This is a genomic window from Serratia sp. JSRIV006 (assembly GCF_019968685.1).
Classification (GTDB): domain Bacteria; phylum Pseudomonadota; class Gammaproteobacteria; order Enterobacterales; family Enterobacteriaceae; genus Chania; species Chania fonticola_B.
The window spans coordinates 1276358-1299004 of sequence record NZ_CP074137.1; the positions used below are offsets into that span (position 1 = coordinate 1276358).

Annotated in this window: 26 protein-coding genes and 1 pseudogene; 16 read left to right on the forward strand and 11 right to left on the reverse strand. The window is 53.7% G+C overall.

What is annotated here, in order from left to right; all coding sequences use genetic code 11:
• Positions 1 to 403: 403 nt before the first annotated feature.
• Positions 404 to 775 carry a VOC family protein gene (locus KGP16_RS05740; RefSeq protein ID WP_021805546.1) on the reverse strand — a complete coding sequence of 124 codons (372 nt, stop codon included), beginning with the start codon at positions 773 to 775 and terminating at the stop codon, positions 404 to 406.
• A gap of 446 nt (positions 776 to 1221) precedes the next feature.
• Here KGP16_RS05740 and KGP16_RS05745 point away from each other — a divergent pair, with 446 nt between their 5' ends.
• Both KGP16_RS05745 and tynA read left to right on the forward strand, forming a co-directional pair.
• A complete protein-coding gene (locus KGP16_RS05745) occupies positions 1222 to 1419 on the forward strand; it encodes a DUF4762 family protein (protein WP_021805545.1) in 198 nt (65 codons plus the stop codon).
• A gap of 108 nt (positions 1420 to 1527) precedes the next feature.
• Positions 1528 to 2139: pseudogene (gene tynA, locus KGP16_RS05750) on the forward strand (primary-amine oxidase); the annotation flags it as partial.
• Positions 2140 to 2585: 446 nt separating this feature from the next.
• Here tynA and KGP16_RS05755 read toward each other — a convergent pair.
• From KGP16_RS05755 to KGP16_RS05770, 4 genes are all read right to left on the reverse strand, one after another.
• Positions 2586 to 4079, reverse strand: coding sequence for an aldehyde dehydrogenase family protein (locus KGP16_RS05755; RefSeq protein WP_218519791.1), 1494 nt, complete (start codon positions 4077 to 4079; stop codon positions 2586 to 2588).
• A 111-nt stretch (positions 4080 to 4190) separates the two neighbouring features.
• Positions 4191 to 4793 (reverse strand): tellurite resistance methyltransferase TehB, encoded by a 603-nt coding sequence (gene tehB, locus KGP16_RS05760; RefSeq protein ID WP_021805542.1) that lies wholly within the window; start codon positions 4791 to 4793, stop codon positions 4191 to 4193.
• Between the two features lie 126 nt (positions 4794 to 4919).
• Complete coding sequence (locus tag KGP16_RS05765; protein WP_223500953.1) at positions 4920 to 6599, reverse strand: alpha-keto acid decarboxylase family protein; 1680 nt, start codon at positions 6597 to 6599, stop codon at positions 4920 to 4922.
• 388 nt (positions 6600 to 6987) lie between these two features.
• A complete protein-coding gene (locus KGP16_RS05770; RefSeq protein ID WP_223500954.1) occupies positions 6988 to 7695 on the reverse strand; it encodes a DUF554 domain-containing protein in 708 nt (235 codons plus the stop codon).
• 260 nt (positions 7696 to 7955) lie between these two features.
• On the opposite strand from KGP16_RS05770, the gene pagP reads away from it, so the two are divergent.
• The 3 genes from pagP (at position 7956) to KGP16_RS05785 (ending at position 9479) form a co-directional block, all read left to right on the forward strand.
• Complete coding sequence (gene pagP, locus KGP16_RS05775; protein WP_059199975.1) at positions 7956 to 8546, forward strand: lipid IV(A) palmitoyltransferase PagP; 591 nt, start codon at positions 7956 to 7958, stop codon at positions 8544 to 8546.
• A 129-nt stretch (positions 8547 to 8675) separates the two neighbouring features.
• On the forward strand, positions 8676 to 9167 hold the full coding sequence (locus KGP16_RS05780; RefSeq protein WP_094983230.1) for a DUF2501 domain-containing protein: 492 nt from the start codon (positions 8676 to 8678) through the stop codon (positions 9165 to 9167).
• A gap of 51 nt (positions 9168 to 9218) precedes the next feature.
• Positions 9219 to 9479, forward strand: a complete 261-nt coding sequence (locus tag KGP16_RS05785; RefSeq protein ID WP_037375272.1) for a DUF333 domain-containing protein — start codon at positions 9219 to 9221, stop codon at positions 9477 to 9479.
• A 13-nt stretch (positions 9480 to 9492) separates the two neighbouring features.
• Here the strand turns inward: KGP16_RS05785 and KGP16_RS05790 are convergent, their stop codons facing one another.
• Positions 9493 to 10098: a hypothetical protein gene (locus KGP16_RS05790; protein ID WP_223500955.1), complete on the reverse strand. Its 606-nt coding sequence runs from the start codon at positions 10096 to 10098 to the stop codon at positions 9493 to 9495.
• A 199-nt stretch (positions 10099 to 10297) separates the two neighbouring features.
• Here KGP16_RS05790 and KGP16_RS05795 point away from each other — a divergent pair, with 199 nt between their 5' ends.
• Both KGP16_RS05795 and KGP16_RS05800 read left to right on the forward strand, forming a co-directional pair.
• Positions 10298 to 11080: a DeoR/GlpR family DNA-binding transcription regulator gene (locus KGP16_RS05795; RefSeq protein ID WP_021180241.1), complete on the forward strand. Its 783-nt coding sequence runs from the start codon at positions 10298 to 10300 to the stop codon at positions 11078 to 11080.
• A gap of 2 nt (positions 11081 to 11082) precedes the next feature.
• Positions 11083 to 11466 (forward strand): VOC family protein, encoded by a 384-nt coding sequence (locus tag KGP16_RS05800; RefSeq protein ID WP_021805534.1) that lies wholly within the window; start codon positions 11083 to 11085, stop codon positions 11464 to 11466.
• Here KGP16_RS05800 and KGP16_RS05805 read toward each other — a convergent pair whose 3' ends face one another.
• Positions 11467 to 12375 carry a LysR family transcriptional regulator gene (locus KGP16_RS05805; protein ID WP_094983233.1) on the reverse strand — a complete coding sequence of 303 codons (909 nt, stop codon included), beginning with the start codon at positions 12373 to 12375 and terminating at the stop codon, positions 11467 to 11469.
• Positions 12376 to 12500: 125 nt separating this feature from the next.
• Between KGP16_RS05805 and KGP16_RS05810 the strand changes: the two genes are divergently transcribed.
• Both KGP16_RS05810 and KGP16_RS05815 read left to right on the forward strand, forming a co-directional pair.
• Positions 12501 to 13388 (forward strand): pirin family protein, encoded by an 888-nt coding sequence (locus tag KGP16_RS05810; protein WP_223500956.1) that lies wholly within the window; start codon positions 12501 to 12503, stop codon positions 13386 to 13388.
• 179 nt (positions 13389 to 13567) lie between these two features.
• Positions 13568 to 13822 (forward strand): hypothetical protein, encoded by a 255-nt coding sequence (locus tag KGP16_RS05815; protein ID WP_021805531.1) that lies wholly within the window; start codon positions 13568 to 13570, stop codon positions 13820 to 13822.
• Positions 13823 to 13856: 34 nt separating this feature from the next.
• Here the strand turns inward: KGP16_RS05815 and KGP16_RS05820 are convergent, their stop codons facing one another.
• The gene (locus KGP16_RS05820) at positions 13857 to 14642 is read right to left on the reverse strand and encodes a helix-turn-helix transcriptional regulator (protein WP_094983235.1); all 786 of its coding nucleotides are present in this window, start codon (positions 14640 to 14642) and stop codon (positions 13857 to 13859) included.
• A 119-nt stretch (positions 14643 to 14761) separates the two neighbouring features.
• On the opposite strand from KGP16_RS05820, the gene KGP16_RS05825 reads away from it, so the two are divergent.
• Positions 14762 to 15532 carry a class I SAM-dependent methyltransferase gene (locus tag KGP16_RS05825; RefSeq protein ID WP_223500957.1) on the forward strand — a complete coding sequence of 257 codons (771 nt, stop codon included), beginning with the start codon at positions 14762 to 14764 and terminating at the stop codon, positions 15530 to 15532.
• Positions 15533 to 15574: 42 nt separating this feature from the next.
• On the opposite strand, the gene aqpZ is transcribed toward KGP16_RS05825, so the two are convergent.
• Positions 15575 to 16270, reverse strand: coding sequence for an aquaporin Z (gene aqpZ / locus KGP16_RS05830; protein ID WP_094983236.1), 696 nt, complete (start codon positions 16268 to 16270; stop codon positions 15575 to 15577).
• A 423-nt stretch (positions 16271 to 16693) separates the two neighbouring features.
• On the opposite strand from aqpZ, the gene KGP16_RS05835 reads away from it, so the two are divergent.
• The gene (locus KGP16_RS05835) at positions 16694 to 18055 is read left to right on the forward strand and encodes an esterase-like activity of phytase family protein (protein WP_223500958.1); all 1362 of its coding nucleotides are present in this window, start codon (positions 16694 to 16696) and stop codon (positions 18053 to 18055) included.
• 335 nt (positions 18056 to 18390) lie between these two features.
• A complete protein-coding gene (locus KGP16_RS05840) occupies positions 18391 to 18672 on the forward strand; it encodes a DUF1471 domain-containing protein (RefSeq protein ID WP_021805527.1) in 282 nt (93 codons plus the stop codon).
• A 284-nt stretch (positions 18673 to 18956) separates the two neighbouring features.
• On the opposite strand, the gene KGP16_RS05845 is transcribed toward KGP16_RS05840, so the two are convergent.
• Positions 18957 to 19418 carry a GNAT family N-acetyltransferase gene (locus KGP16_RS05845; RefSeq protein WP_021180230.1) on the reverse strand — a complete coding sequence of 154 codons (462 nt, stop codon included), beginning with the start codon at positions 19416 to 19418 and terminating at the stop codon, positions 18957 to 18959.
• Between the two features lie 219 nt (positions 19419 to 19637).
• On the opposite strand from KGP16_RS05845, the gene KGP16_RS05850 reads away from it, so the two are divergent.
• Both KGP16_RS05850 and aroL read left to right on the forward strand, forming a co-directional pair.
• Positions 19638 to 20156 (forward strand): GNAT family N-acetyltransferase, encoded by a 519-nt coding sequence (locus tag KGP16_RS05850; protein ID WP_021805525.1) that lies wholly within the window; start codon positions 19638 to 19640, stop codon positions 20154 to 20156.
• A gap of 119 nt (positions 20157 to 20275) precedes the next feature.
• The gene (aroL, locus tag KGP16_RS05855; protein WP_021805524.1) at positions 20276 to 20800 is read left to right on the forward strand and encodes a shikimate kinase AroL; all 525 of its coding nucleotides are present in this window, start codon (positions 20276 to 20278) and stop codon (positions 20798 to 20800) included.
• Between the two features lie 105 nt (positions 20801 to 20905).
• Here the strand turns inward: aroL and KGP16_RS05860 are convergent, their stop codons facing one another.
• The gene (locus tag KGP16_RS05860) at positions 20906 to 21628 is read right to left on the reverse strand and encodes an AraC family transcriptional regulator (RefSeq protein WP_179250792.1); all 723 of its coding nucleotides are present in this window, start codon (positions 21626 to 21628) and stop codon (positions 20906 to 20908) included.
• A 98-nt stretch (positions 21629 to 21726) separates the two neighbouring features.
• Here KGP16_RS05860 and KGP16_RS05865 point away from each other — a divergent pair, with 98 nt between their 5' ends.
• Together KGP16_RS05865 and KGP16_RS05870 are read left to right on the forward strand one after the other, a co-directional pair.
• A complete protein-coding gene (locus KGP16_RS05865; protein ID WP_037375332.1) occupies positions 21727 to 22116 on the forward strand; it encodes a nuclear transport factor 2 family protein in 390 nt (129 codons plus the stop codon).
• 58 nt (positions 22117 to 22174) lie between these two features.
• The gene (locus KGP16_RS05870; RefSeq protein WP_021180227.1) at positions 22175 to 22369 is read left to right on the forward strand and encodes a YaiA family protein; all 195 of its coding nucleotides are present in this window, start codon (positions 22175 to 22177) and stop codon (positions 22367 to 22369) included.
• Positions 22370 to 22647: the final 278 nt, after the last annotated feature.

Below are 22647 nucleotides of genomic sequence, written 5' to 3' on the forward strand. Positions count from 1 at the left end.
TTGTCCCCTCACCCCAACCCTCTCCCACAGGGAGAGGGAGCAGATAGCCCCAGCTCTTTTGGAAGTAAATAGATAATCTCAGAATATTCTAATACTCTCTCATCCATGGTGTGTCTGCTAATTTTAAGAACCACACCAGGGAGTAAGAAGAAGAAAGATAGGGTATTACGCAGAGCAATCAATGAACTCGATCTGATCCCCTCTCCCACAGGGCGAGGGAGCTGATAGCCCCAGCTCTTTTAGAAGTAAATAGATAATCTCAGAAAACTCGATCGTCCCTCATCCATAGTATGTCGCCGAATTTCCATAACCCTATCAGGAGAAAGATAGGGTATTACACAGAGCAATCAACGAACTCGATCTGATCCCCTCTCCCTTTGGGAGAGGGTTAGGGTGAGGGGTATTATTTCATGGAATGCAGGCCAATCACGTTGCCTTCACTGTCTTTGGCGATGGAAATAAAACCATGTTCGCCGATGGCAAATTTTTCTTTCAGGATTTCACCGCCGTTTGGCACAATGCGGCTTTCTTCTACGGCGCAATCCTCACATGACAGATAAACCATGGTGCCGCCCGTTCCAACTGGCACGCCAGCCATTTTAACCAGTGCGCCGCCAGACCCTTCCCCCCCTTCCTGGTAAGGGAACATCAGGTATTCCATGCCCTCGGTTTCCAGTTTTTCTAACTGCGTGTCGAATACTGCCTCATAGAATTTCTTTGCTCGTGGCATATCAGTAACATAAATTTCAAACCAGCTAACGATATTTTTATTCATGGTATTCTCCAGTGGTATTGATTGTTGTTCCTGATTGGTTATGTTACATGTGCTGTTTATTTATACAGTGATAAGGATCACGTAATCAACTCGTGTTTGTTCTGCTGTTGGGGACTTACCAGAATGAACTCTATTCAATAAAGCCCAATATGATGATAACTGGTCAGCTGGGTTTATTCCTGTTGCCGACATTGTAATATCTTACACCAGATAATTTTTTATTAATCATATAATGAATGTATGTTTGAGGGTTTAATGATGGATTATTCTTGTTTTTAATCAAGACCAATCCATAACGTGGGATAGGTAAGGCTTTAATGTTGACTGTGGATTTATTCTATTATTATAATTTAATTGCTTTAAGACGATAATATCTCGTTAAATTAAAGTTATTTCCTAGCAAAATATTGCAAGTTCATTTTGGTAATTACTATAAGGATATATTTATGAAGAAATTAAACGCATCTGAAGTTTCAAATGTTATTGGTGGTTATGTACTTGGCTGTGTTATTACCTATGAGCGTCAAACCACAGGTACCGGTACCTCTGCGGTAACCGTTTGCCGTCGCGTTGCCACCTGCCAAGGCAAGTTCGGTGAATTTTTGACTCGTGAACCAGCCGATCTGGCTCGCTGCGGCGCTTAATCGCAAGTAATAGTCAAGGTACGGCACTATGGATGGTGTCGTACCTTTCCTTTTCCCCCATATTCTCTTCTTGTTTCTGCGATTATTTATATCCCCGCGACGAAAGCTATCCTTTACAACTTCCGGCTGGATATGGATGTGGATGGCGAAAATAACAGCCTGGTGGAGTTGAACCCAGATGTGAAGCCTAACGATCGGAGCGGCCCGCGCACCAGCACCATGCAGGTCGATCAGGTGAAAGTGACTACCGAACAGCAGGCGGCACAGAAATTCGATCCTTCTACCCTCCGTTTGCTGAGCAACCCGAGCCGGTTGAACAAGATGGGTAACCCGGTTTCCTATCAGTTGATCCCGTATGCGGGCGGTACGCACCCGATCGCCAAGGGGGCCAATTTTGGCAATGACGAATGGATTTACCACCGCCTGAGCTTTATGGATCGGCAACTGTGGGTGACCCGCTACAACCCGAATGAACGCTATCCGGAAGGCAAATACCCCAACCGCTCGATCCACGATACCGGGCTGGGCAAGTACACGGCGGACAACCAGCCGATAGACAATACCGACGACGTGGTCTGGCTCACCACCGGCACCACCCATGTGGCGCGAGCGGAAGAGTGGCCGATTATGCCAACTGAGTGGGTGCACGCCTTGCTGAAACCATGGAACTTCTTCGATGAAACGCCAACACTGAATCTGAACGGGCAAAAGCAGCAGTAAGCCAGATTGAAGGAGTAGAGGAACAGCGAGCTCCGGCAATCTATTGATTATCCAGACGGGCGCAGCATGCAGCACCCCTACGGTTTGGTTCTGTTGGCGTTTGTCAGCAGTATGCCAAAGAACGACTCCTGCACCTGAGCCTAACTCCGTACCAGCTCCCTCTCCCTGTGGGAGAGATTGAAGGAGTAGAGGAACAGCGAGCTCCGGCAATCTATTGATTATCCAGACGGGCGCAGCATGCAGCACCCCTACGGTTTAGTTCTGTTGGCGTTTGTCAGCAGTATGCCAAAGAACGACTCCTGCACCTGAGCCTAACTCCGTACCAGCTCCCTCTCCCTGTGGGAGAGGGTTGGGGTGAGGGGAAGCAGCGATATCGGGTGACGGCAAATAACACAGGGGGGCGAACTCTGCGATTCGCCCCCCTGACTCTTTCAATGCAGTGCTAACTAATAGCGAATACACACCGATTTGGACTCGGTATAAGCATCCAACCAGTCCGGGCCAAAATCACGGCCGCTGCCAGACTGCTTGATGCCGCCAAACGGCATGTTGGCATCAATTAACGTATGAGTGTTGACCCACACCGTGCCCGCCTGAATGCGTGGCGTATAAGCCATCGCCGCTTGCAGGCTGGTGGTCCACAGGCTGGCCGTCAGGCCATAGTCGGTATCGTTGGCCTTCTGCAGCGCCTCTTCGGCATCCGCTACGCGGATCAGGTTGACGACCGGGCCAAACACTTCTTCCCGCGCCAGGTTCAGGCTGTCATCGGGATTGATCACCAGCGTCGGGGGAATATAGAAGCCTTGCAAGTCAGGCCCGGCGGCTCCGGTGATCAACTCGGCGTGTTTGTTGCGGGCGTCATCCAAATAGGCGGCCACCTTGTTGCGGTGTTCTTTGGACACCAGCGGGTTGATCTGGGCGTTGCCATCCATCCCCGGCCCGACAGAAAGCGACTTCACTGCCTGCTCAAAACCGGCGACCAGCCGATCGTAAATCGGGGCTTCAATATAGATACGTGAGCTGGCGGCGCAGACCTGCCCCTGGTTGAGGAAGCTGCCGGCCATCAACCCTTCGATCACCTGCTGCATATCGGCATCTTTCAGCACGATGGCCGGGTTTTTACCGCCTAACTCCAGCGTGACGCGGGTCAACCGATCCGCCGCCGCGCGTGCGATCCCTTTCCCCACCGGCGTGGAGCCGGTAAAGCTCACTTTGGCGATCAGCGGATGTTCCGTCAGCGCCTTACCGCAGATAGCTCCTTTGCCGGTCACCACGTTAAACACGCCCGGTGGTACTCCTGCCTCGCTGGCTAGCTCAGCTATACGCAGCAGGGTGAGAGGCGTCGTTTCAGACGGTTTGATGACGATGGAACAGCCCGCAGCCAGCGCTGGCATCACCTTCCACATGCCAATCAGCAGCGGGAAGTTCCAGGGGACAATCCCGGCCACTACGCCGATCGGCTCCTTGCGGGTATAGACCTGATATTTGGCTCCCGGCGGCATCGGAATGGAGACATCCAGGGTTTGCCCGACGATCTTGGTGGTCAGCCCGGCGGTATAGCGCATCCAGTTCAGCGTGCAGCCCACTTCAAAGGCGCGGGAGATGTTGATGGATTTCCCCTGTTCCAGGGTTTCCAACTGGGCCAGCTCCTCGGCGTGTTGTTCAACCAGATCGGCGAAGCGCAGTAAAATGCGCTCACGTTCGGCGGGCAGGCGTTGTGCCCAAACGCCAGCGGTAAAGGCCTGATGGGCCGAGGTGACCGCCAGCTCCACGTCGGCGGCGTTGGCATCGGCGGTGCAGGAGATTTGTTTGCCGTCGGCTGGGTTATAGACCGCCAGCCGCGATTCGGCCTGTGAGGTTTGCCATTGGCCGTTGATATACAGGCCGTGCTGACGATCGAGGAAACGGACTACGCTGTCCAGTATGGTCACATTAGGCATACGCCCTCCTAAGGGAATAAACGGATCGTTACCCTTAACAGTCTATAGCGTTATGCCCAACGCGGTTTTCATCTGCCTGACAATGGGTTTGTACTGCGTGACACTTGCGGGCTATTTACGCGCCAGCAAGGTAGCGAAACGCAGTTTGATGCGGTTGCCCTCGGCATCGACGCGGTGCAGCTCGCCGGGGTTCTCGTTATATTTGATGATGTCCCAATCCTGATAATAGTCTGCTAACTCATCCGGTTTGAAGGTGAATGAGAAGGGCACCGTACAGGGATAATCTGGCGTATCCATGGCCGCGACGATCAGGTTGTAGCCTCCTTTGACCGTGCTGTCTTGCATATTGCGCACGATGTGTGGGATCTGCTGGCGGTCCAGGAACATAAACACCACGGTAGACAGGATAAAGTCGTACTGGCCACTAAAGCGGTGAGTATTGAGATCCTGCTCACTGGCGCTGATATGTGCAAGCTGCTCGGTGGCTATGATCTGGTTTATCGCGGCGATTGATGCAGCATTTTTGTCCCAGGCGGTAACGTCAAAACCTTTCAGGTTGAGATACAGCGCATTGCGACCGCTGCCACAGCCCAGATCCAGCGTCTTGCCGGGCGCGATCAGTTTGGCTGCCTCAAGGACTTCGGAATGGGTGGCCGTCAGGGAGTATTTTTGGGTGTAGTAGTTTTCTGGCAGGGGGGGCTGCTGATCCATCATGGTGTTCCTCTATATTTGATGTATATAAAATACATCTTTAATGGCCTTTTGCCTAGCCGTTGAGAGGATCACAGTATACCCGTTCAGTTTGGCCTGGCGGTATCCCTGCGCCAGGCCCTGGTTTTATCAGCCAATGCGCCTTGGGTTGTGCAGCCCAAAGTTAAAGCTGTTGCAGCGGCGGCAGAACTCTTTCATCGCCGGTGGGGAGTCCATCCTCGGCAATTTCACCTCGATAAACGCCAACTGGTCCTGACGCGAAGCCTGCTCCAGCGCCATCTCCAGCTGTTGGCTGGTTGCTACCGCGACGCAAAACGCCTGGGTCTGCGGGCTTAGCACCGCCGGGAGTCTTGCGTAATCCCACGAGCCGATATCGTTATAAGATGACGCTTCGCCAAGGATATAGCGCTCAATGGTGTAACCGTCGTTATTGATCAGAAAGACGATCGGCTTTTGCTGATGGCGTAACAGCGTTGAGAGTTCCTGGGCGGTGAGCTGGAAGGAGCCATCACCAATAAACAGCAACTGCCGCCGTTGGGGCGCGGCCATCATCGTGCCGAGTAATGCCGGTAAGGTATAGCCGATCGATCCCCATATTGGTTGGTTGACCACCGTAACGCCATTTGGTATCCGCATGCCGCCGATCGCTGCCCCAGAGGTGCCATTTTCAACGACCAGCACGTCATCCGCCTGAATAAAGCGCTGTATCCGCTGCCAGAAATAGTCCTGATCGAGCGGTTCGCTGCTTGGCTGCGCCAGTTTTTGTTGCGGCCGGGATAGTGGCTTCAGCGGCGGCAGGCTGGTGGCAGGAACTTTCTCCAATAGCGCTTGCAGCAGCTCGCTTGCCGTTACCGCCGGATAGGACAGATTATCCAGCTTCAGCGAAAAAGGCTGAATATCCACCACTGACTGCTCTGGGATCTGCTGGCTGAAATAACCGGTGGTGGAATCCACCAGGCGTACGCCAAAGCTGAGGATGCAATCTGACTCGGCCATCAGCTCAAACAACTCGGGGCGAGACAGATCGCCGTTGTAGCCGCCTTGCCAGCCCGGCGTGTTCTCTGAGATCGCACATTTTGCCGTGGGCATATTGGTTAGCGGGATGGCGAATTTATCCGCCAACGCTAACACCTGCGTTTGAAGGTGATATCGTTCGACCATCTGATCGATCAGGATGATTGGCCGTTTAGCACGGCTAATCCGTGCGAGCAGGGCTGCGCTGGCAAGCTGAAGATGGCTGGCATCGCTGCTTGGCAAACGATATGGGGCGGGGTTATCGGCAACCTCAATTTCCACTTCACAAATGTCTGAAGGTAGCTGCAGGTAAACCGGCTTCTTACGTTGCCAAGCGCAGGCAATGACCCGCGGGATCTCCGTTGTGGCATTTTCCGGGGTGATGAGCGCCTGCGCCACGGTAAACTGCCGGAAACAGTTCATCACGTTATCAAAATTGCCGTCTGCCAGAGAGTGGTGCAGCAGCGCATTGCCCTGCATGGCGTGCAGCGGTGGTGTACCTGCAATGCAAATCACCGGAGCTGATTCCGCATAGGCTCCGGCAATGCCGGAAAGGGCCGCCAGATCGCCCACGCCATAGGTGGTGATCAACGCCCCGGCGCCTTTGAGACGGGCATAGCCATCGGCGGCGTAAGCGGCGTTAAGCTCGTTACAGTTGCCAATGAATTCGCACTCTTGGTCATGCTCGATGGTTTCCAGCAGCGCCAGGTTGTAATCGCCGGGCACGCCGTAGATGCGATCCACTTTCAGGGCACGCAGCTGTTGCAGGATGAATGAACCTATGGTGATCCTCATTGATTGCTCCACATTCACGTCAATTTATTGTTATTTAACCGTGCGCAGCAGGGAAGGGCTGGCGATGTCGCGCGGTTAATCGTTGAAAATGCGAGTCGCTTGTAGGGCGTCAGCATTAACAGTTGGTGAAAGTGGTGGCTTGTTCAAGTTGAGCGGGTTTGGGGAAGGATTGCTTATCGTATCAAGGAGTTTACGACCCCAAAGGGGTAGCAAGAACGGTTTTCGCAGGGGGCGGTACTTTTCTTGCATTGATGGCCGCTGAAAATCGCGGCAAGGGCAGAAGGGAAACGCCAGATAGGTACTTTCCGCCATCTTCACTTCTCTCCTGGCTGGGCGTCAATTTTTCGCTACGCCAGGAGGAAGATAATTTAGAGTGGGAGAGTGGCGCTCAGAAGAACATAATCCAGGCTGCCGAAATCGGCATCGCCAACACCAATGCTGGCAGCATATTGGCTACCGGGAACAGCTTGATGCCGCAGATGCGCAAGCCGGTGGCCAACATCATTAATCCGCCAACGGCAGAGAAATCGGCCTGCATTGCCGGTGTGGTCAGCGGCAACATGAACACGGCACCAAACGCCAGCGCTAACTGGATGACCAACTGCGGGACGGCGATCAGCGCTACGGCCAGGCCAAGCGTGGAAGCAAAAATCAGCGCGGTGAACAGATCAAGGAAAGATTTGGCAATCAGCACGCTGGCATCCCCGGTCATCCCTTCGTGCATCGAGCCAAAGATGCCGGTGCCGCTGGCACAAAACAGCACGATAATGGCGACATATGCCTCCAGAAACTCTTTCTGGTCCTCTCTGACAGCGCCTTTGGGAGACATCAGATTACGGGCCCAGCCTGCGATGCGGCTGATGCCTCGTTCGATGTAGCAAAGCTCGCCAAGCAGCGCTCCCAGCACCAGCGCCAATACCATCACCGGCATATGAGCTACCTTGCCAATCAGCACTATGCCCATCCCCATGGAGGTAATACCAAAGGTCATTGGCAATGCCAGGCGCACCCGCTCCGGTAGTCTATGGCCCAACATTGCCCCTGCAATGCCACCGGCCAATATTGCTGCACCATTAATAAATGGACCAATAACCATACTTACCCCCCCCCGGCAAATAAAAGCTAAGGTTCCTCCATAAGTCGTTGAGGTGCAAGCAGGATAACCGGAGTTTTCTGACAGACAACGCGTATCCAGGCGCATAACTTGAGCACGTATGCCGCTAGCACGCCATCGCGCACCAAACTTAACCTTCTCTCAACGAGGGGCGATAAAAGCATCGGACCAGTAAGATACGGCTTGCTCAGGATAGGACGATCGGTAAGAATCCCCGGTTTTATTTTTACAGGAGTTGTGAAATGGTGGTTAAAAGGATCTTGTTAGCCGGGGGGTTGGCGTTGATATTTCCTGCACTGCCTTCCTACGCCGAGGTTAGTGCGGAAAATAGCAATGCCGCGCACGCAGAAGATCCAGGCTGGTGGGGGCGCTTTACCGGCAACGTGGCGGAAACCTGGAACAACTCGCCCAATAAGGAGCTCTATCTCCCGGCGATCACTTGGCACAACCGCTGGACCTACGACAAGGAAAAGACCGACGAGTATAACGAGCGCCCTTGGGGGGCTGGCTATGGCATCTCACGGTTTGATGCCGATGGTGATTGGCACGCGATCTACCTGATGGCGTTCAAGGACTCCTTCAACAAGTGGGAGCCGATCGGCGGTTATGCCTATGAGAAGATCTGGCGACCGATTGAAGGGGAGGACTTCCGTCTGGGGCTGGGATTTACCGCCAGCGTGACCGCTCGTGACAACTGGAAATATATCCCGATCCCCGCGCCGCTGCCGTTGGCCTCGATCGGCTATAAGCAACTGACCTTCCAGGCCACCTATATTCCGGGTACTTACAACAACGGTAACGTGTTCTTCGCTTGGTTACGCTGGCAGTTGTGATGACTTGCCGATGTTCTGAAAAATGCGCGGTAGTCCGAATAAACGGAACTTGTCGGTTGGCACGGCGTCCGAGCTAAGCGTGGTGTTAATTGCGCCATCATTTTGCAGTTAAACAGGAGTCTTGCCGTTATGAATACCAAACATCGCTTATTGTTGGCCCTGAGCTTGACCACGGTAATGGCTACGGGCAGTGCCCAGGCCGCCGGGTTGATGGACTCCCTTAGCAGTGCCGCCACAGAACTGAGCAAATCGGGTGGCAGCACCAGCAGCGGTGGCATGTCGCTGTCTTCGCTGAGTGGATTACTCAACGGCGGTGATAAAGCATTGAGCTCCTCCAGCATGACCAACGCCGCAGGGATCTTGCAGTACTGCGTGCAGAATAACGTTCTATCGGCGAACGGCACCGAAGCGGTGAAAGACCAACTGCTGAATAAACTGGGCATCACCAGCACGGCCAATGCCAACAGTGAAGATTATCAGCAAGGTCTGGGTGGCCTGTTGCTTACCGGCAAGGGCAACACGCTGGATCTCAATAGCCTTGGCACCTCGCAAATCACCGAGAAGGTGAAGCAGAAAGCCTGCGATCTGGTGCTCAAGCAGGGTATGTCCTTTATTTCCTGATCCCCTGGGGTCAGCGATGCTCCTACTCAACTCACGGTGAAGATAATCTCAATGAGCAAGATGCTGATACTTTCTCTTTTCGCTAGTGTAGCTTTGTTACAGGGGTGTACGGCGAAAACCAATGATGATGCGCCTGCGCCGCCAAAGGTGATTGGTATGGCGAATCCGGCAGATGTGTATTGCAGCCAGATTGGCGGCAAGCTTAACCCCAAACAGAATGCTCAGGGGCAGTATTCCACCTGCACTTTGCCTGATGGGCAAGAGATTGACAGCTGGGAGCTGTTCCGCCGCGACCATCCAGCGAAAAAGTAACCCGATAACCGTGCTAGAACTCCCTATCACTGATTGGATGATATTGGTTTGGCCCCTCCTCTGAAAAGGTTAATGGCAGTCTGCCATCGGGCCGATCTGCCACCGAGAGGGCCTTACGGAAGCTACAACCGCTGTGGATGTTTTTCACCTTCATCACATAGCGGCCGTTGGGCTCCAGCTTGATATTGAAGCTGCTGGCGGCCGGGAGGAACACCTCGGCCAGCAGTTGCTTGGTGGTGTTCTCCAGTTTGACCAACACGGCAAATTCATTGTGCTGATTATCCAGCGCCAACGTCTGCAATTTGCTGCCTGCTTGCCAATCTGGCTCATGGAGATAACCTGCCGAAGCGGGCCATGGGCTGCCCTGATTATCTGGCAACGGCCCAACGCAGTGTTGGCGTGCCTCCCGTAATGGGGCTTCCCGTTGGATCACGTAATTTTGGGGGGCGGCAAGGGTAAAACTCTCCTCCTGTTCCCCTTCACTCAAGTGGCGTTTAGCCAGCAAAGCCCCAGCTGCAACCAGCATAAAGAAGATCAACAGGGTCAGTCGATTGCGGAAGATCGGTGCCAATAGCCTTCCCGGCAGTTGAAACAGCCAGCTTGCAACTCTCAATAGCATTGTTTTTCCTTTCAAGCCGCAACTTGCCTTTCAATGGGTGATTAATCAGAGCGTTACATCTGCGTTAACGTAACTTTTTCCAGTATAGCCAACATCCTGGCGGCGAAAATCGCCAAAAGCGCTTTTTATAGAAAACGATTGTACGTTTGTGTTCGTTTGTATACATTTGTGCTCGTTGTTACTTTGCCGGACCTTCAGAATGTCAAAACTGCTGCCCAATGAGCGCCACCAAGCCATTCTCGCCACCTTGCAACAGCAGGGGCGAGTGCTGGCGATTGAAATGGCGGCGCAACTGCATACCACCGAGGCCACCATCCGCCGCGATCTGCGCCAACTGGCGGCGCAAAACCTGTGCAAACGGATCTATGGTGGGGCGTTGGCGCTCACGCCTGCCGGTGGCTATATGGCCGAGCGGGTTGAGATTAGTGGCGATGAAAAGCATCGGCTGGCCCAGGCAGCCTTGCCTCTGATCCAGACCGGGCAGGTGATCTTTCTTGATGCGGGCAGTACCTATCTTTATCTGGCCGATCTGCTGCCCCGCGATCGGCAACTCACCGTGGTGACCAATGCGCTAAGCGTGGCCAGCCGCCTGCTGGAACGCCCTGGGATACGTACTATTTTGATAGGCGGTGAGCTAGATGCAGAAATCGGCGGCAGCGTCGATGCCAAGGCATTGGCCGAGATTGCCGCGTTTCGTTTCGACATCGCCTTCACCGGCGTTTGTGCTTACGATCCCGACAGTGGCTTTACCGCGCTGCGCTATCAGGAGGCGCAGTTCAAGAAGCAAATGCTGGCACGCGCTGGCAACGTCGCGGTGCTGTGTACCCGCGACAAGTTCAATACCTATGCGCCTTATACGCTCATGCCCGCCAACCAGGTCGATTATCTGGTGATTGCCCGTGGCGGCCATGCGCAGCTCGAGCAGCAGGTCACTCTCAGTGGCGGTAGCGTGCTGTATATTTCCGCAGATGATGGAGAATGAGGATGAAAATCGCCCATGTTGCCCTATGGACAGAGGATATTGAGGCTCAGGTCGGCTTCTGGCAGCGCTATTTCAATGGCGTAGCAGGGGAGGAGTATGTGAGCAAGAATCGCCCAGGCTTTACCTCGCGTTTTGTTCAACTGGCGGATGGCCCCGCGCTGGAGATCATGTGCGTGCCTGGCTTGTTGCCGGGGGGGAAAGGGGAGGAACGCGTTGGCTGGGCCCATATTGCACTGTCGCTCGGAAGCGAGGCGTTGGTGGATGAACTGGCACAGCGGGCCAGCCAAGAGGGGATTTTGCAGGCGGCACCGCGCTGGACCGGTGATGGCTTTTATGAGGCCATCATTCGCGATCCAGACGGCAACGCGATCGAAATCACCGCCTGATCACGCTTCCTCCAGGGTGGCAAACTGCTGAGCCAGAAAATCTATCAGCAGCCGTACCGCTGGCAGCATGCCACGGCGTGAGGGATAGACAATGTGGATCACGCCGCCCTGAGGTTGCCAGCCGGGCAACAGCTGCACCAGATCGCCCCGCAGGATCTCGTCGTGCATCATCATGGTCGGCAGTTGAACGATACCGGCCCCAGCAATCGCCGCGGTACGCAGCATCAGCATATCGTCGGTGACCAGTCTGGGCTGATGCTCCCACTGAAACGTTTGCCCCTCTGGGCCGCTGAGTTGCCATTGATGCTGCGTTCTCGCCGGGCCGAGATCGAGCGTTGGGTAGTGCTGTAACCCAGCAGGTGAATCGATAGCGCCGATGGTGCGTACCAATGCCGGGCTGGCTGCGATGCACCAGCTGCGCTGAGCCAGGATTTTCAATACCAGGTCGCTGTCTTCTAACGGCGGTGGCCTGACGCGAACCGCCAGATCCAACCCTTCACCCACCACATCGACCCGGCGGTTGGTCGCCTCCAGATGTACCGTCACCCGTGGATAATCCGCCATAAACCTGGCCACCATGCTACCGATACGCGTATGCAACATCGCCACCGGGCAAGACATGCGTACCGTGCCGCAAGGCTCCGCCCGGGTTTGTTCGATCGCCTGCTGCGCCGCTTCGGCCTCAACCAGCATCGCCTTGCAGTGCACATAATAGCTTTGCCCCAAATCGGTCACCGAGAAACGCCGGGTTGAACGCTGGATCAGGCGTACGCCGAGCCGTTCTTCCAACTGCGCCACGCGGCGGCTGAGCTTCGATTTGGGAATGCCCAGCGCACGCCCTGCCGGGGCAAATCCCTGATGGTCTACCACGCTGGCGAAGAAATACAGATCGTTCAGGTCTGTCTGCATCGGTGCCCTTATCGTTCTATTGATAGAACACTGAGTGTATATCTTGCCGACTACTGCGGCAAATCGCCTTGGACTAAACTTCTGTCATCAACGTTAGGCCGCGAGGCCTGCAACAGGAGTTTAAGATGAAAAAGATCCTTGGTGTTTATAACAGCCCGGAAGCTCACTGGGTCGGCAACGGTTTTCTGGTGAATTCCCTGTTCTCATATAACGAGCTGGGCGCAGAGATGAGCCCGTTCCTGCTGCTGGATCACGCTGCGCCAACCAAATTCCGTTCGCACAGTGGCCGACGTGGCGTGGGGCAGCATCCCCATCGCGGGTTTGAAACGGTCACCATTGTCTATCAGGGCGAAGTAGAGCATCGCGATTCCACCGGCAGCGGTGGGGTGATTGGCCCTGGCGATGTGCAGTGGATGACGGCAGCGTCAGGCATCTTGCACGAAGAGTTTCATTCCAAAGACTTTTCGCAGAAAGGGGGCACCATAGAAATGGTACAACTTTGGGTCAACCTGCCAGCCAAAGACAAAATGGCGGCGCCGGGTTACCAGACTTTGCTCAACCAGGATATTCCTGTCGTGCCTCTGGCGGATAACGCCGGGCAGGTCAGGGTGATTGCCGGGAACTACGGCGGTCATGCTGGCGCAGCGCGTACCTTCAGCCCGATCAACGTGTGGGATATGAAGCTGAACGCCGGGCATACCACCACCTTGCAGGTGGAAGAAGGGCATACGCTGGCCGTGGTTATGCTGCATGGGGCGATTCTGGTTAACGGCGAGCAGATTGTGCGGGAAACGCAAATGGTGCTGCTGGATCGCGCTGGCGACTCCATCACCCTTGAGGCAAATGGTGACGTCAGCTTGCTGGTGCTGAGTGGTGAGCCTATCGATGAGCCCATCGTCGGTTACGGCCCCTTCGTGATGAATAACGAGGCGGAGATCCAACAGGCTTTCCGTGATTTCAACAGCGGTCAGTTTGGCGCGATGCCGCTGACTACCTCAGGCAGCAATCTGTAAAATTGATGTCCCGGTACAGAAAATGCTCTCCGTGCCGGGCGTCATACTCAAATTTCCCGACCGCGAACGTTCCTGCTGCGAACAACGTATTGAAATTTACGCATCTTTACTGAGAAACCGATTGAAAATTCAGCGGGATCTCCACATATAATGGAGTGTTAATTTCACAAGGAGCGCGTATGGGGATCAGTGAAGAAGAAGCTCTCCGTCGGTTGAGTCTAGAAAAAAATGCCGTCGGCAATTCGGCGAAATGGGTGGCAATTGTTTCAGCCGCTTACTTTGCTCTGATGGCGTTTTATGGTCATCCTACCGGCGTATTGGCCATGTCCGGTGCCATTTTTGTTGTTTCAACCACTACCTGGCTGAAAAAACGTCAGAAAGTCAAAGCCTACCGCCAGGTTCTGGCGAAGATTGACAGTGACCAAACCCGCTAACGCCGTTTGCCAGGCGCAATAATTTTTTAGCGGGCTAGCATAACGGCATTAACATAACCAACTTCAACCCGCTGTGCTCCGCCGGGTAGAACGTGACCTGCTGAAAATGCCGCTCCCCCTGCTGTGGGTGGCTGAAGGTACGTTCACCACCTTCACGGGCCATCACGTCCTGCTGCTTCCACCAATGGTGAAAAGCTTCGCTGTTGTGGGTCATATTGCGCACAAAGGCGCGTATCTCTTCCGTTCCCTGATGATGGCTGGTTTCGGCACGAAATTCGGCCACCACTCGTCGAGCCCGATTTTCCCAGTCACTGACCAGCACCTTCGCCTGAGGGTGAAAAAACATGAAGTGCAGCAGGTTGGGGGTTTTTGCCTGCTTAAGCCAATCGCAGAACAGCTCCTCTGCCTGTGGGTTCCAGGCCACCATATTCCAGGTGAGATCGAGCAGATAACAGGGCACGGTTATTTGATGCACGCTTTGCAGCACGGCGGCATTAACCGTCTCCTGCGGCTGTTCTTTTTCAGGATCGGTGATATGTGCCAGGGTGAACAGGTAGTGCCGCTCGGCATGGCCCAGCCGTAACGCCGTGGCGATGCGTGCCAGCGTATAGGGGGAAATTGACACCTCGCGCCCCTGTTCTATCCAGGTATACCAAGTGGCGCTAATGCCGCTGATTTGTGCCAGCTCTTCACGGCGCAAACCACTGGTGCGGCGGCGTGTTGCGGTGGGCAGGCCCAGCATTTCTGGCGTGATCCGCTCGCGGTGCGCACGCAAAAAGGCACCTAGGGCTTTCTGGCTGGATATTGCGTCTGATTCCATTAGGGTGGTACCTGTTTATACTAGGATAACTGCTCATATTGTACCCGTATAGCTGCTTGATTATAGTCATTACCAGCCATCTCGGCACCGGCGTAAGCCAGATAATAATGGGAGCAGCTATGAGCATCAGCAACAGCCATAAAAATGCGGTCGACCGCCAGTTTGGCGAACAGGCCAATGCCTACCTGACCAGTGCGGTACATGCGCAAGGGAAAGACCTGCAACGCCTGGCCAAGCTGTTGGCAGGGAGTACCGATGCCCGCTTGCTCGATCTGGGGTGCGGGGCAGGGCACGCCAGCTTTACCGCTGCGGCCCATGTCGGGCAGGTGGTGGCGTACGATCTGTCGGCGCAGATGCTGACGGTGGTTGGCAACGCGGCGCAGGAAAAGGGATTGGAGAATATTCAACTGCAGCAGGGCGTAGCGGAGTCGTTACCCTTTGATGACGCCAGCTTTGACGTGGTGATCAGCCGCTACTCGGCACACCATTGGCACGATGTGGGTCGGGCACTGCGTGAAGTTAAACGGGTATTGAAACCAGGCGGGCGAGCCATCTTTATGGATGTGGTCTCCCCGGGGCATCCGTTATTGGATATCTATCTGCAAACGGTCGAAGTGCTGCGGGATACTTCACACGTGCGCAACTATGCACCAGGTGAGTGGCTAAGCATGTTGACCGAGTCTGGGTTGTTGGTGCGGGAAGTCACGACCGATCGTTTGGATCTGGAGTTCAGCAGTTGGGTGGCGCGGATGCGGACGCCTGAGCATTTTGTCACGGCGATCCGTGCGTTACAGCAGGGGGTAGCAGAAGATGTTCGCCAACACTTTGCGATTCAGGCCGACGGCACATTTACCAGTGACATCATGATGTTTGAAGCGGTGAAAGGTTAAAATTTCAGGGCAGCCGTTGTGGGCTGCCCTGAAAATCCACGCTTACTTCTTGTCTTCTAACAGGCAACGGTAGATCAAACCACCGATAACACCGCCGATCAGCGGTACCAGCCAGAATACCCACAGTTGTTGCAACGCCCAGGTACCCTGGAAGATTGCCACGGCGGTACTACGTGCCGGGTTAACTGAGGTATTGGTAACAGGAATACTGATCAGGTGGATCAGCGTCAACGCCAGGCCGATGGCCAAGGGCGCAAAGCCTGCCGGTGCGCGTTTATCGGTCGCACCATGGATAACGATCAGGAAGAATGCGGTCAGTACTAATTCAATAACGATGGCGGCCTGTAAAGAATAGCCACCCGGTGAATGCTCACCGTAGCCATTAGAGGCTAAACCGCTGGCAGTTGCATCAAACTCGGCTTTTCCGCTGGCAACTAAATAAAGTACCGCGGCGGCAGCAATACCACCAATGACCTGAGCAACCACATAGGGAATAACATCTTTGGCAGGGAAACGGCCGCCTGCAAATAATCCCATTGTGACCGCTGGGTTAAAGTGCCCACCAGAAATATGGCCGACAGCGTAGGCCATGGTTACCACGGTAAGGCCGAACGCTAAAGCCACACCAGCAAAACCAATACCTAATTGAGGAAACGCTGCGGCCAGCACTGCGCTACCACAACCACCGAACACCAACCAAAAAGTACCGAAAAATTCGGCAAAAAGTCGCTTTGACATAGACTCCATCCTGCTGGGGAAAAAACTAACGGGCGTTAGCACTAAAACTATAGAGCACCTTTTTAATATTGTAGTGGCCTATAGCATAAATTTTCGCGCACACCTTCGATGACGGCCGGTATTAAAGCCCTATCTTTTTATTTTGTCTATGCGAAAGCGATTATTTTAAGAAATTATCCTCCTTTTGCTGTTTTTTTATCTTGGCGGTAGGTAATTTTCTTATTTCTTATAGGATTAATCATCTGTTTTATTTATCTCGTTGGTTAATTCTTATTTTTCAATTTGTTTTTATCACTCAATAATGATGGGCTGATTGTTTATTTCTATTTGTTATCCGCTCATTTAGATCCTGCTGTCATGAAAGTGTCACTGTCGATGGTTAGGCTCTCAGGCTGTTACTTTCCCTTACAAAGAGTTAATGCTATGAGAATCAAACCGCTTGGCGTGTTGTTGGCCTCTGTATTACCGCTGTTGTCCCATGCTGCCGATATTGGCGTTGCTCGTTACAACGTCAGCTTTCCTGATGGCGATCGCGTGGGCTATTCCGGCGCTTTTGCCAGCCAGTTTCCCAATGGGCTACCGGTAGGGATTGGTTCCGGGCTGGTATTTAATGGCCAGGAAGGGGGGGATCTACTGCTGACTACCGTGACCGATCGTGGCCCGAACGCCGATGCACCAGCAGTCGGCAAACAGGAGGCCAAGATTTTTGCCAATCCGGCTTTTGTTCCCTTATTGATGGAAATCCGTATTGGTGGCGGTAAGGCCGTTGCCACCCAAGCCCGTCCTCTGCACGATGATAAAGGCCCTATTAGCGGCTTGCCGTTGCCTGGCAACCTGATTGGCTCAACCAATGAAGTGGCATTGACGGATACGCTCAAGCCGCTGCCGAGTGACAAACGCGGGTTGGATACCGAAGGGATCACGCCAGACGGCAAGGGAGGCTATTGGCTGTGTGATGAATATGGCCCCTTCCTGATCCATATCGATGGCCAGGGTAAGATCCTGGCGAAATATGGCCCAACGCCGTTAGCGGGTGAGCAGGCGGTTGCCAGCGGTCTGCCTAACATCATTAAATGGCGTCAACCGAACCGGGGTTTTGAAGGCGTAACCCGGTTGCCGGATGGGCGGATCCTGGCCGCGGTGCAGAGCACGCTGGATATCGATGGCAAGAGTAAAAACCAGGCGCAGTTTACCCGTTTGGTCAGCTTTGACCCTGCCAGTGGCAAAACGGCCATGTATGGTTATCCGATCGATATCACCCGTTACCAGAAAGCCAAAGATGCCAAGATTGGCGATATCGTGGCGGTCGATAATCAACACATCCTGCTGATCGAACAGGGCAGTGACAAAGACAAACAGATGATGAACAAGATCTATTTGGTTGATCTCAGCCAGGCCAGCGATCTGACGTCGTTCGACGGCCAGGGTAAGGCGTTGGAATTTGCTGATTCCAGCGAATTAGCCAAGCGCGGAGTGAAGCTGGCCCAGAAACGTGAAGTGGCCGATCTGCGTAAACTGGGTTGGCAGCAGGAGAAGGTGGAAGGATTGGCGCTGATCGATAACCGCACACTGGCGGTGATTAACGACAATGATTTTGGTTTGCAGGCCAAGCTGGTCAACGCCGAGCCTGAAGGGAAGAAGATTGGCGACTATCAGCTGGATCAGCAAGGGAAACTGAGTTTGGCAGGTAAACCGGTAAACACGACGATTGAATTGCGTCCATTGGCACAGCCAGAGTCCTTGAGTGAACTGTGGGTGTTAACCCTGCCAGAGCCATTGCGCTGAACGGGCGTAGCAAGTCGATAGAGGAATGTCTGCCGGATAATTGGGCCAGGTTTGGCCCAATTATCCGTTAAGCGTGGGCAGAGAGAAGGAAAATTGCTTTAAAATAAACCGGGTTACCTCAGTTGACTAAATATAATTATTAATTTTTTCAAATAGAGCGTAAAATTTGCGCTATAAATAAAGTTATGCGCTATCAGGAAATACCCACTCTCACTTTCTCCTTATTTTGCTCACAATGATTGAGCTTCTTTACATTGGATGACGTCTGTTTTCAATGGTTAACTCATAATTAACCTCACTGAGAACGAGTTCAAATGAAAATAACGGAGTCAATCATGAAACTATTACCATGCATCGCAGCAGCACTGATCGCCACCGCTTCATTCTCCACCATGGCCGCAACCATGGGCGCCAAACAGGTTGATAGCGCTCAAGCCAGCAGCATGCAGAGCATCGGCGTGGTGTCAGTTTCCGGTATCAGCGGCTCACCGGATGACGCTATCCATGCGTTGAAACAAAAAGCGACTGAAGACGGCGCAACGCACTATCGAATCATTGGCCTGGATAATCCAGGGGATTCCAGCGCTTGGCGCGGTACTGCAGAAGTTTATCGTTAAATAAGTCACGATAAATAGTGAAGTGGCCAGTTAGCTGGGCCAATATAAATTACCCTATGAATTTCAAGCTGCAGCTAGGCGACAAACTTACTCATCCCCAGGAGCTTACGTTTAGTAAGTGACTGGGGTGTGTAAGTGCAGGTAACAACGCTGCAGCTTGAAAGGCGACGGGTTTAGACGGCTGCGGATAATAATCTGTCCAATACTGTGTTGGTTGATTATTATCGCAGCCTTTTTGGTTTTTATTTTATATTTTATGATGCCTGGTGACACTTGATTACCGGTCACAATCGTTTTTCCATTACCACCACTTCGTCGCCATATTGCTGGCGGCGCTCAATAGTCTGCCAGCCCCAACCGGCGTACAACGCCTCGCTGTGATCGGTGATCAGATGCAGAACGGGATGGCCGCGTTGTTGCGCCGCGCTGACGATCGCCTGCTCCAGGCGCTGGGCAATACCCTGCCGCCGATGATCTGGGTGCACGAAGACACCGGCCAACCAGGGGGAGAGATCCATGCGATGATGGTCGTCACTTGGCCACAGGCTGGCCATCCCCAGTGGGCGTTCGCCATCAATCAGCAGCAGCGTCAGGAAGTCCTCGCTGGGTTTGCTGCACAAAGCAAAGCGTTGGCGGGTACGTTCTAACGTGCCACCTCGTTGTGAACCCCATTGGCCGAATGCCCAAGCGGCACAGACATCGGCAAAGTGTGGGTAGTCTGTCAGCGTAACAATCTGTTGAGCCATATTTATCCCCCGGTGTTGAGATACCAATTTAGCCTGCAAGGCCGCCGTGTGGCGACTGCTTTTGGCTTTTTATCTGCTGAGGTTGTTCAGGGAAGAGGATGCCGTATCTTCGCTGTTGATTGAATATTTAAATGAGAGTCATTATCATATGGCGCTATTGGTGATTTCTGCCTGCGGCAAAATCTGTTTAAATAGCCGGCCGTTAACCAGGAGCCAGACATGAACCTGAAGCTACGCTTGGCACAACCGCAGGATATCCCGCAGTTGGTCGCGGTTGAACGTTCCGCCGCCCAGCTGTTTCGCCAGCAGCCAGAGTTACAGTTTATTGCCGAAGGTGAGGTGATGAGCCCGCAGCAGCACGTCGATTTTATTGCTCAGCAGCGGGAGTGGGTGATGGCTAGTCCAACTGAGCAGATCGCCGGTTTTATCGCGGTTCAGCCTTTTGCGCACAGCTGGCATATCGCCGAGCTTTCGGTCGCGGCCGATTGGCAGCGGCAAGGCGTGGGCAAGCGCCTAGTCGAAGAGATTGCCGGGCTGGCCTTGCACCAAGGCATCCAACGGTTAACGCTAACGACTTTCGTGCAAGTGGCATGGAATGCACCTTATTACCAGCGCCTTGGCTTTCGCACCATTCCTGTTGCACGGTTGGATGCGTATCTACAGCATCTTCTGGCGCAGGAGGTAAAGCATGGGTTTGCTGCCAATAGCCGCTGTGCTATGGAATTTACACTATCGTAAAGATTGAAATACAGATTCAGGGCGGTATGATGCAGTTACAACGCCAACGCTCGATCGACCTGCGGGCAGGTTCGCAGGCAATCTAATGCATTCAGTCACCGCAAAAGGGACAACCCGTAATGACACAAGCCATTTTTATGGTAGGAGCTCGTGGAGCAGGTAAAACCACGGTCGGCAGTGCATTGGCGCAGGCGCTGGGCTATCGGTTTATCGATACCGATCTGTTTATGCAGCAAACCACGCAAATGAACGTAGCGGAAATGGTCGCACAGGTGGGTTGGCAGGGTTTTCGTCAGCGCGAGACCCAGACCCTGCAAGCGGTGACCCAACCGTCAACCATAGTTGCCACTGGCGGCGGGGCGATCCTGGCCGAAGAGAACCGGCGTTTTATGCGCCAGCATGGCACGGTGATCTACCTGCGTGCCCCAGCCAGCGTATTGGCGCAACGGCTGGCAGAGTTTCCGGAAGAGGGGCAGCGCCCAACGCTCACTGGCCGTCCCATCGCCGAAGAAATGCTGGAAGTGCTGGCGGTACGTGAGGCTCTCTATCAGGAGGCCGCGCACCATGTTATGGATGGCACCGCTAATCCCCAGCAGGTAGTCGAGCAAATCTTGGCGGTCTTGCAAGGCGAGGCGGTGAAGTAACTTACCCAGGCCACACCTTGTGCCACGATCCCACTGACCAACCCCAACCAACTCGCTATGTGCTGTAGGGGGCGCCGCATGCTGCGCCCGCTTAACTGTATGCCGCTAAGTAAAATAAAGCCCTGGCGTTATGCCAAATCGCTGACGGAAGGCGGCAATATAGGCGCTGACGTTATCATAGCCACATTCGTTGGCGACGTTAGCAACGGGCATACCGGCCGATAGCGCCTCCAACGAACGGATCACCCTGGCTTGCTGACGCCAGCGGGAAAAACTCATGCCGGTTTCCTGCATAAAGCGTCGGCTAAGGGTGCGGGGGCTTAAGCCCGCCCATGCAGCCCATTCACTTTGTTGGCGAACATTGGCGGGATCGTTCAATAAGCCATAGGCAATCTTCAGCAACCGGGCATCTTGCGGCAGCGGTAATTGCAGCGGCTCGGCCTCCTCGCTTCGCATCTCATCAAGCAGAACCTGCACCAAACGCTGTTGCGCCATCTCAAGCGGCGCGGAAAACTGTGCAATGCGTTCAACCAGCGCCGAGCTTAAGGCGTTGGCAGCGGTCAAGCGTGGCGTTGCCGCCAGTGTATTGCAGCAGCTCTCGGGTAAATAGAGGATCCAGCCGATCACTTTGCCGCAGGCCAGTGCCTGATGAGGACAGTGGGGCGGCAGCCAGCCAAGGTTACCGGCGGTCATTGCCCACTGCCGCCCCGCGGTTTCCAACATCATCATGCCGTGGCTTAACAGATAGACCTGCCCCTGTTGATGCTGATGCCAGGGTGTCAGGTGTTTTTTAGCGTGCAACAAACGTTCGCTGTGCAGTTTCATCAGATTGGCCGATTAGCGTTATTGAATAGCTTGATACGGTTATTATGCCATTGCTGATTGCCTTTATGCTCTTCGGGCGTTATCACACCGGAGAAAACAGCATGATCCACCAAACCCTTGTCCTTACGGCTTTACAGCAAATTGTAGCTAACCCTGAACACCAGCCCGAGCTGATTGCCAATCTGTTCAGCCGCCACTATCACCAGACGGTGGATGGTCATACGCTAGATTACCCGCAGTTTATCCAGCATATGGCCTTGCTTAAACAGATCACTTGCAGCATGCAGCTTCAGATCCTCGCCATCGCCGCTGATGGGGAAAATGTCTTCACCCATCATTGGGTGAATATTGAAAAACGTGATGGCAGCCAGAGCCAGATCAGGGTGTTGGCTCATTTCACCGTGCGTGATGGCCAGATCCAGTCCTGTGTTGAATTGACGCAGTTGCTGGCCGGTGAACACCAGGATCGGGATTTGGGGTCGCGCCGATAACTGGCATTTCCGTGTGGTTGTCTATACTTAACCGCAGGTCATCACATTGGAGAGCACTATGCCGAGTAAACCTCCCTACCCGAGAACGGCGCGTATCAAGGCCGTAGACAAGGGCGAAGTGGGCAAGCAGGTTCGTTGGTATGAGCTACGGGCCGATCACCCCAAACCTGATACGCTGATCAGCGAGCACGAAACCGAACGGGAAGCGTTAGACGCCAAGCGGCGTTACGAAGATGAAAGCCTGGGCGAATAGCCAGCGGTGTAACAACAAGTGGCCGGTATAAACCGGCTTCATTTTTTCTACAGCGTGGTGCTATCCATGACCGGTTTTTCCCCGCCTTTGGGTCCATCCTCATCATTCTGTTCGAGACTTCTCGCGATTTATATCTTGCGCAATCTTTTAATAGCGGCATCCCCCGCACTGATGACTGGGTGAATATTGGTATCTTATGCTGATATTAACGCTGTAAGACGGATATAAACCAACTCACTCGAAAAATAACTTGGCGATCTGTGCAGTATTTTCAATAT

What these genes read in the sequence shown, in the direction of transcription:
- KGP16_RS05850 (WP_021805525.1), top strand. Translation starts at nt 19,638, where the DNA reads ATGAACCTGAAGCTACGCTTGGCACAACCGCAGGATATCCCGCAGTTG.
- KGP16_RS05815 (WP_021805531.1), top strand. Translation starts at nt 13,568, where the DNA reads ATGGGGATCAGTGAAGAAGAAGCTCTCCGTCGGTTGAGTCTAGAAAAA.
- KGP16_RS05785 (WP_037375272.1), top strand. Translation starts at nt 9,219, where the DNA reads ATGAGCAAGATGCTGATACTTTCTCTTTTCGCTAGTGTAGCTTTGTTA.
- KGP16_RS05865 (WP_037375332.1), top strand. Translation starts at nt 21,727, where the DNA reads ATGATCCACCAAACCCTTGTCCTTACGGCTTTACAGCAAATTGTAGCT.
- KGP16_RS05810 (WP_223500956.1), top strand. Translation starts at nt 12,501, where the DNA reads ATGAAAAAGATCCTTGGTGTTTATAACAGCCCGGAAGCTCACTGGGTC.
- KGP16_RS05820 (WP_094983235.1), bottom strand. Translation starts at nt 14,642, where the DNA reads ATGGAATCAGACGCAATATCCAGCCAGAAAGCCCTAGGTGCCTTTTTG.
- KGP16_RS05790 (WP_223500955.1), bottom strand. Translation starts at nt 10,098, where the DNA reads ATGCTATTGAGAGTTGCAAGCTGGCTGTTTCAACTGCCGGGAAGGCTA.
- KGP16_RS05870 (WP_021180227.1), top strand. Translation starts at nt 22,175, where the DNA reads ATGCCGAGTAAACCTCCCTACCCGAGAACGGCGCGTATCAAGGCCGTA.
- KGP16_RS05835 (WP_223500958.1), top strand. Translation starts at nt 16,694, where the DNA reads ATGAGAATCAAACCGCTTGGCGTGTTGTTGGCCTCTGTATTACCGCTG.
- KGP16_RS05795 (WP_021180241.1), top strand. Translation starts at nt 10,298, where the DNA reads ATGTCAAAACTGCTGCCCAATGAGCGCCACCAAGCCATTCTCGCCACC.
- KGP16_RS05845 (WP_021180230.1), bottom strand. Translation starts at nt 19,418, where the DNA reads ATGGCTCAACAGATTGTTACGCTGACAGACTACCCACACTTTGCCGAT.
- KGP16_RS05755 (WP_218519791.1), bottom strand. Translation starts at nt 4,079, where the DNA reads ATGCCTAATGTGACCATACTGGACAGCGTAGTCCGTTTCCTCGATCGT.
- KGP16_RS05800 (WP_021805534.1), top strand. Translation starts at nt 11,083, where the DNA reads ATGAAAATCGCCCATGTTGCCCTATGGACAGAGGATATTGAGGCTCAG.
- KGP16_RS05805 (WP_094983233.1), bottom strand. Translation starts at nt 12,375, where the DNA reads ATGCAGACAGACCTGAACGATCTGTATTTCTTCGCCAGCGTGGTAGAC.
- KGP16_RS05825 (WP_223500957.1), top strand. Translation starts at nt 14,762, where the DNA reads ATGAGCATCAGCAACAGCCATAAAAATGCGGTCGACCGCCAGTTTGGC.
- KGP16_RS05840 (WP_021805527.1), top strand. Translation starts at nt 18,391, where the DNA reads ATGAAACTATTACCATGCATCGCAGCAGCACTGATCGCCACCGCTTCA.
- KGP16_RS05745 (WP_021805545.1), top strand. Translation starts at nt 1,222, where the DNA reads ATGAAGAAATTAAACGCATCTGAAGTTTCAAATGTTATTGGTGGTTAT.
- aroL (WP_021805524.1), top strand. Translation starts at nt 20,276, where the DNA reads ATGACACAAGCCATTTTTATGGTAGGAGCTCGTGGAGCAGGTAAAACC.
- KGP16_RS05780 (WP_094983230.1), top strand. Translation starts at nt 8,676, where the DNA reads ATGAATACCAAACATCGCTTATTGTTGGCCCTGAGCTTGACCACGGTA.
- pagP (WP_059199975.1), top strand. Translation starts at nt 7,956, where the DNA reads ATGGTGGTTAAAAGGATCTTGTTAGCCGGGGGGTTGGCGTTGATATTT.
- aqpZ (WP_094983236.1), bottom strand. Translation starts at nt 16,270, where the DNA reads ATGTCAAAGCGACTTTTTGCCGAATTTTTCGGTACTTTTTGGTTGGTG.
- tehB (WP_021805542.1), bottom strand. Translation starts at nt 4,793, where the DNA reads ATGATGGATCAGCAGCCCCCCCTGCCAGAAAACTACTACACCCAAAAA.
- KGP16_RS05770 (WP_223500954.1), bottom strand. Translation starts at nt 7,695, where the DNA reads ATGGTTATTGGTCCATTTATTAATGGTGCAGCAATATTGGCCGGTGGC.
- KGP16_RS05765 (WP_223500953.1), bottom strand. Translation starts at nt 6,599, where the DNA reads ATGAGGATCACCATAGGTTCATTCATCCTGCAACAGCTGCGTGCCCTG.
- KGP16_RS05740 (WP_021805546.1), bottom strand. Translation starts at nt 775, where the DNA reads ATGAATAAAAATATCGTTAGCTGGTTTGAAATTTATGTTACTGATATG.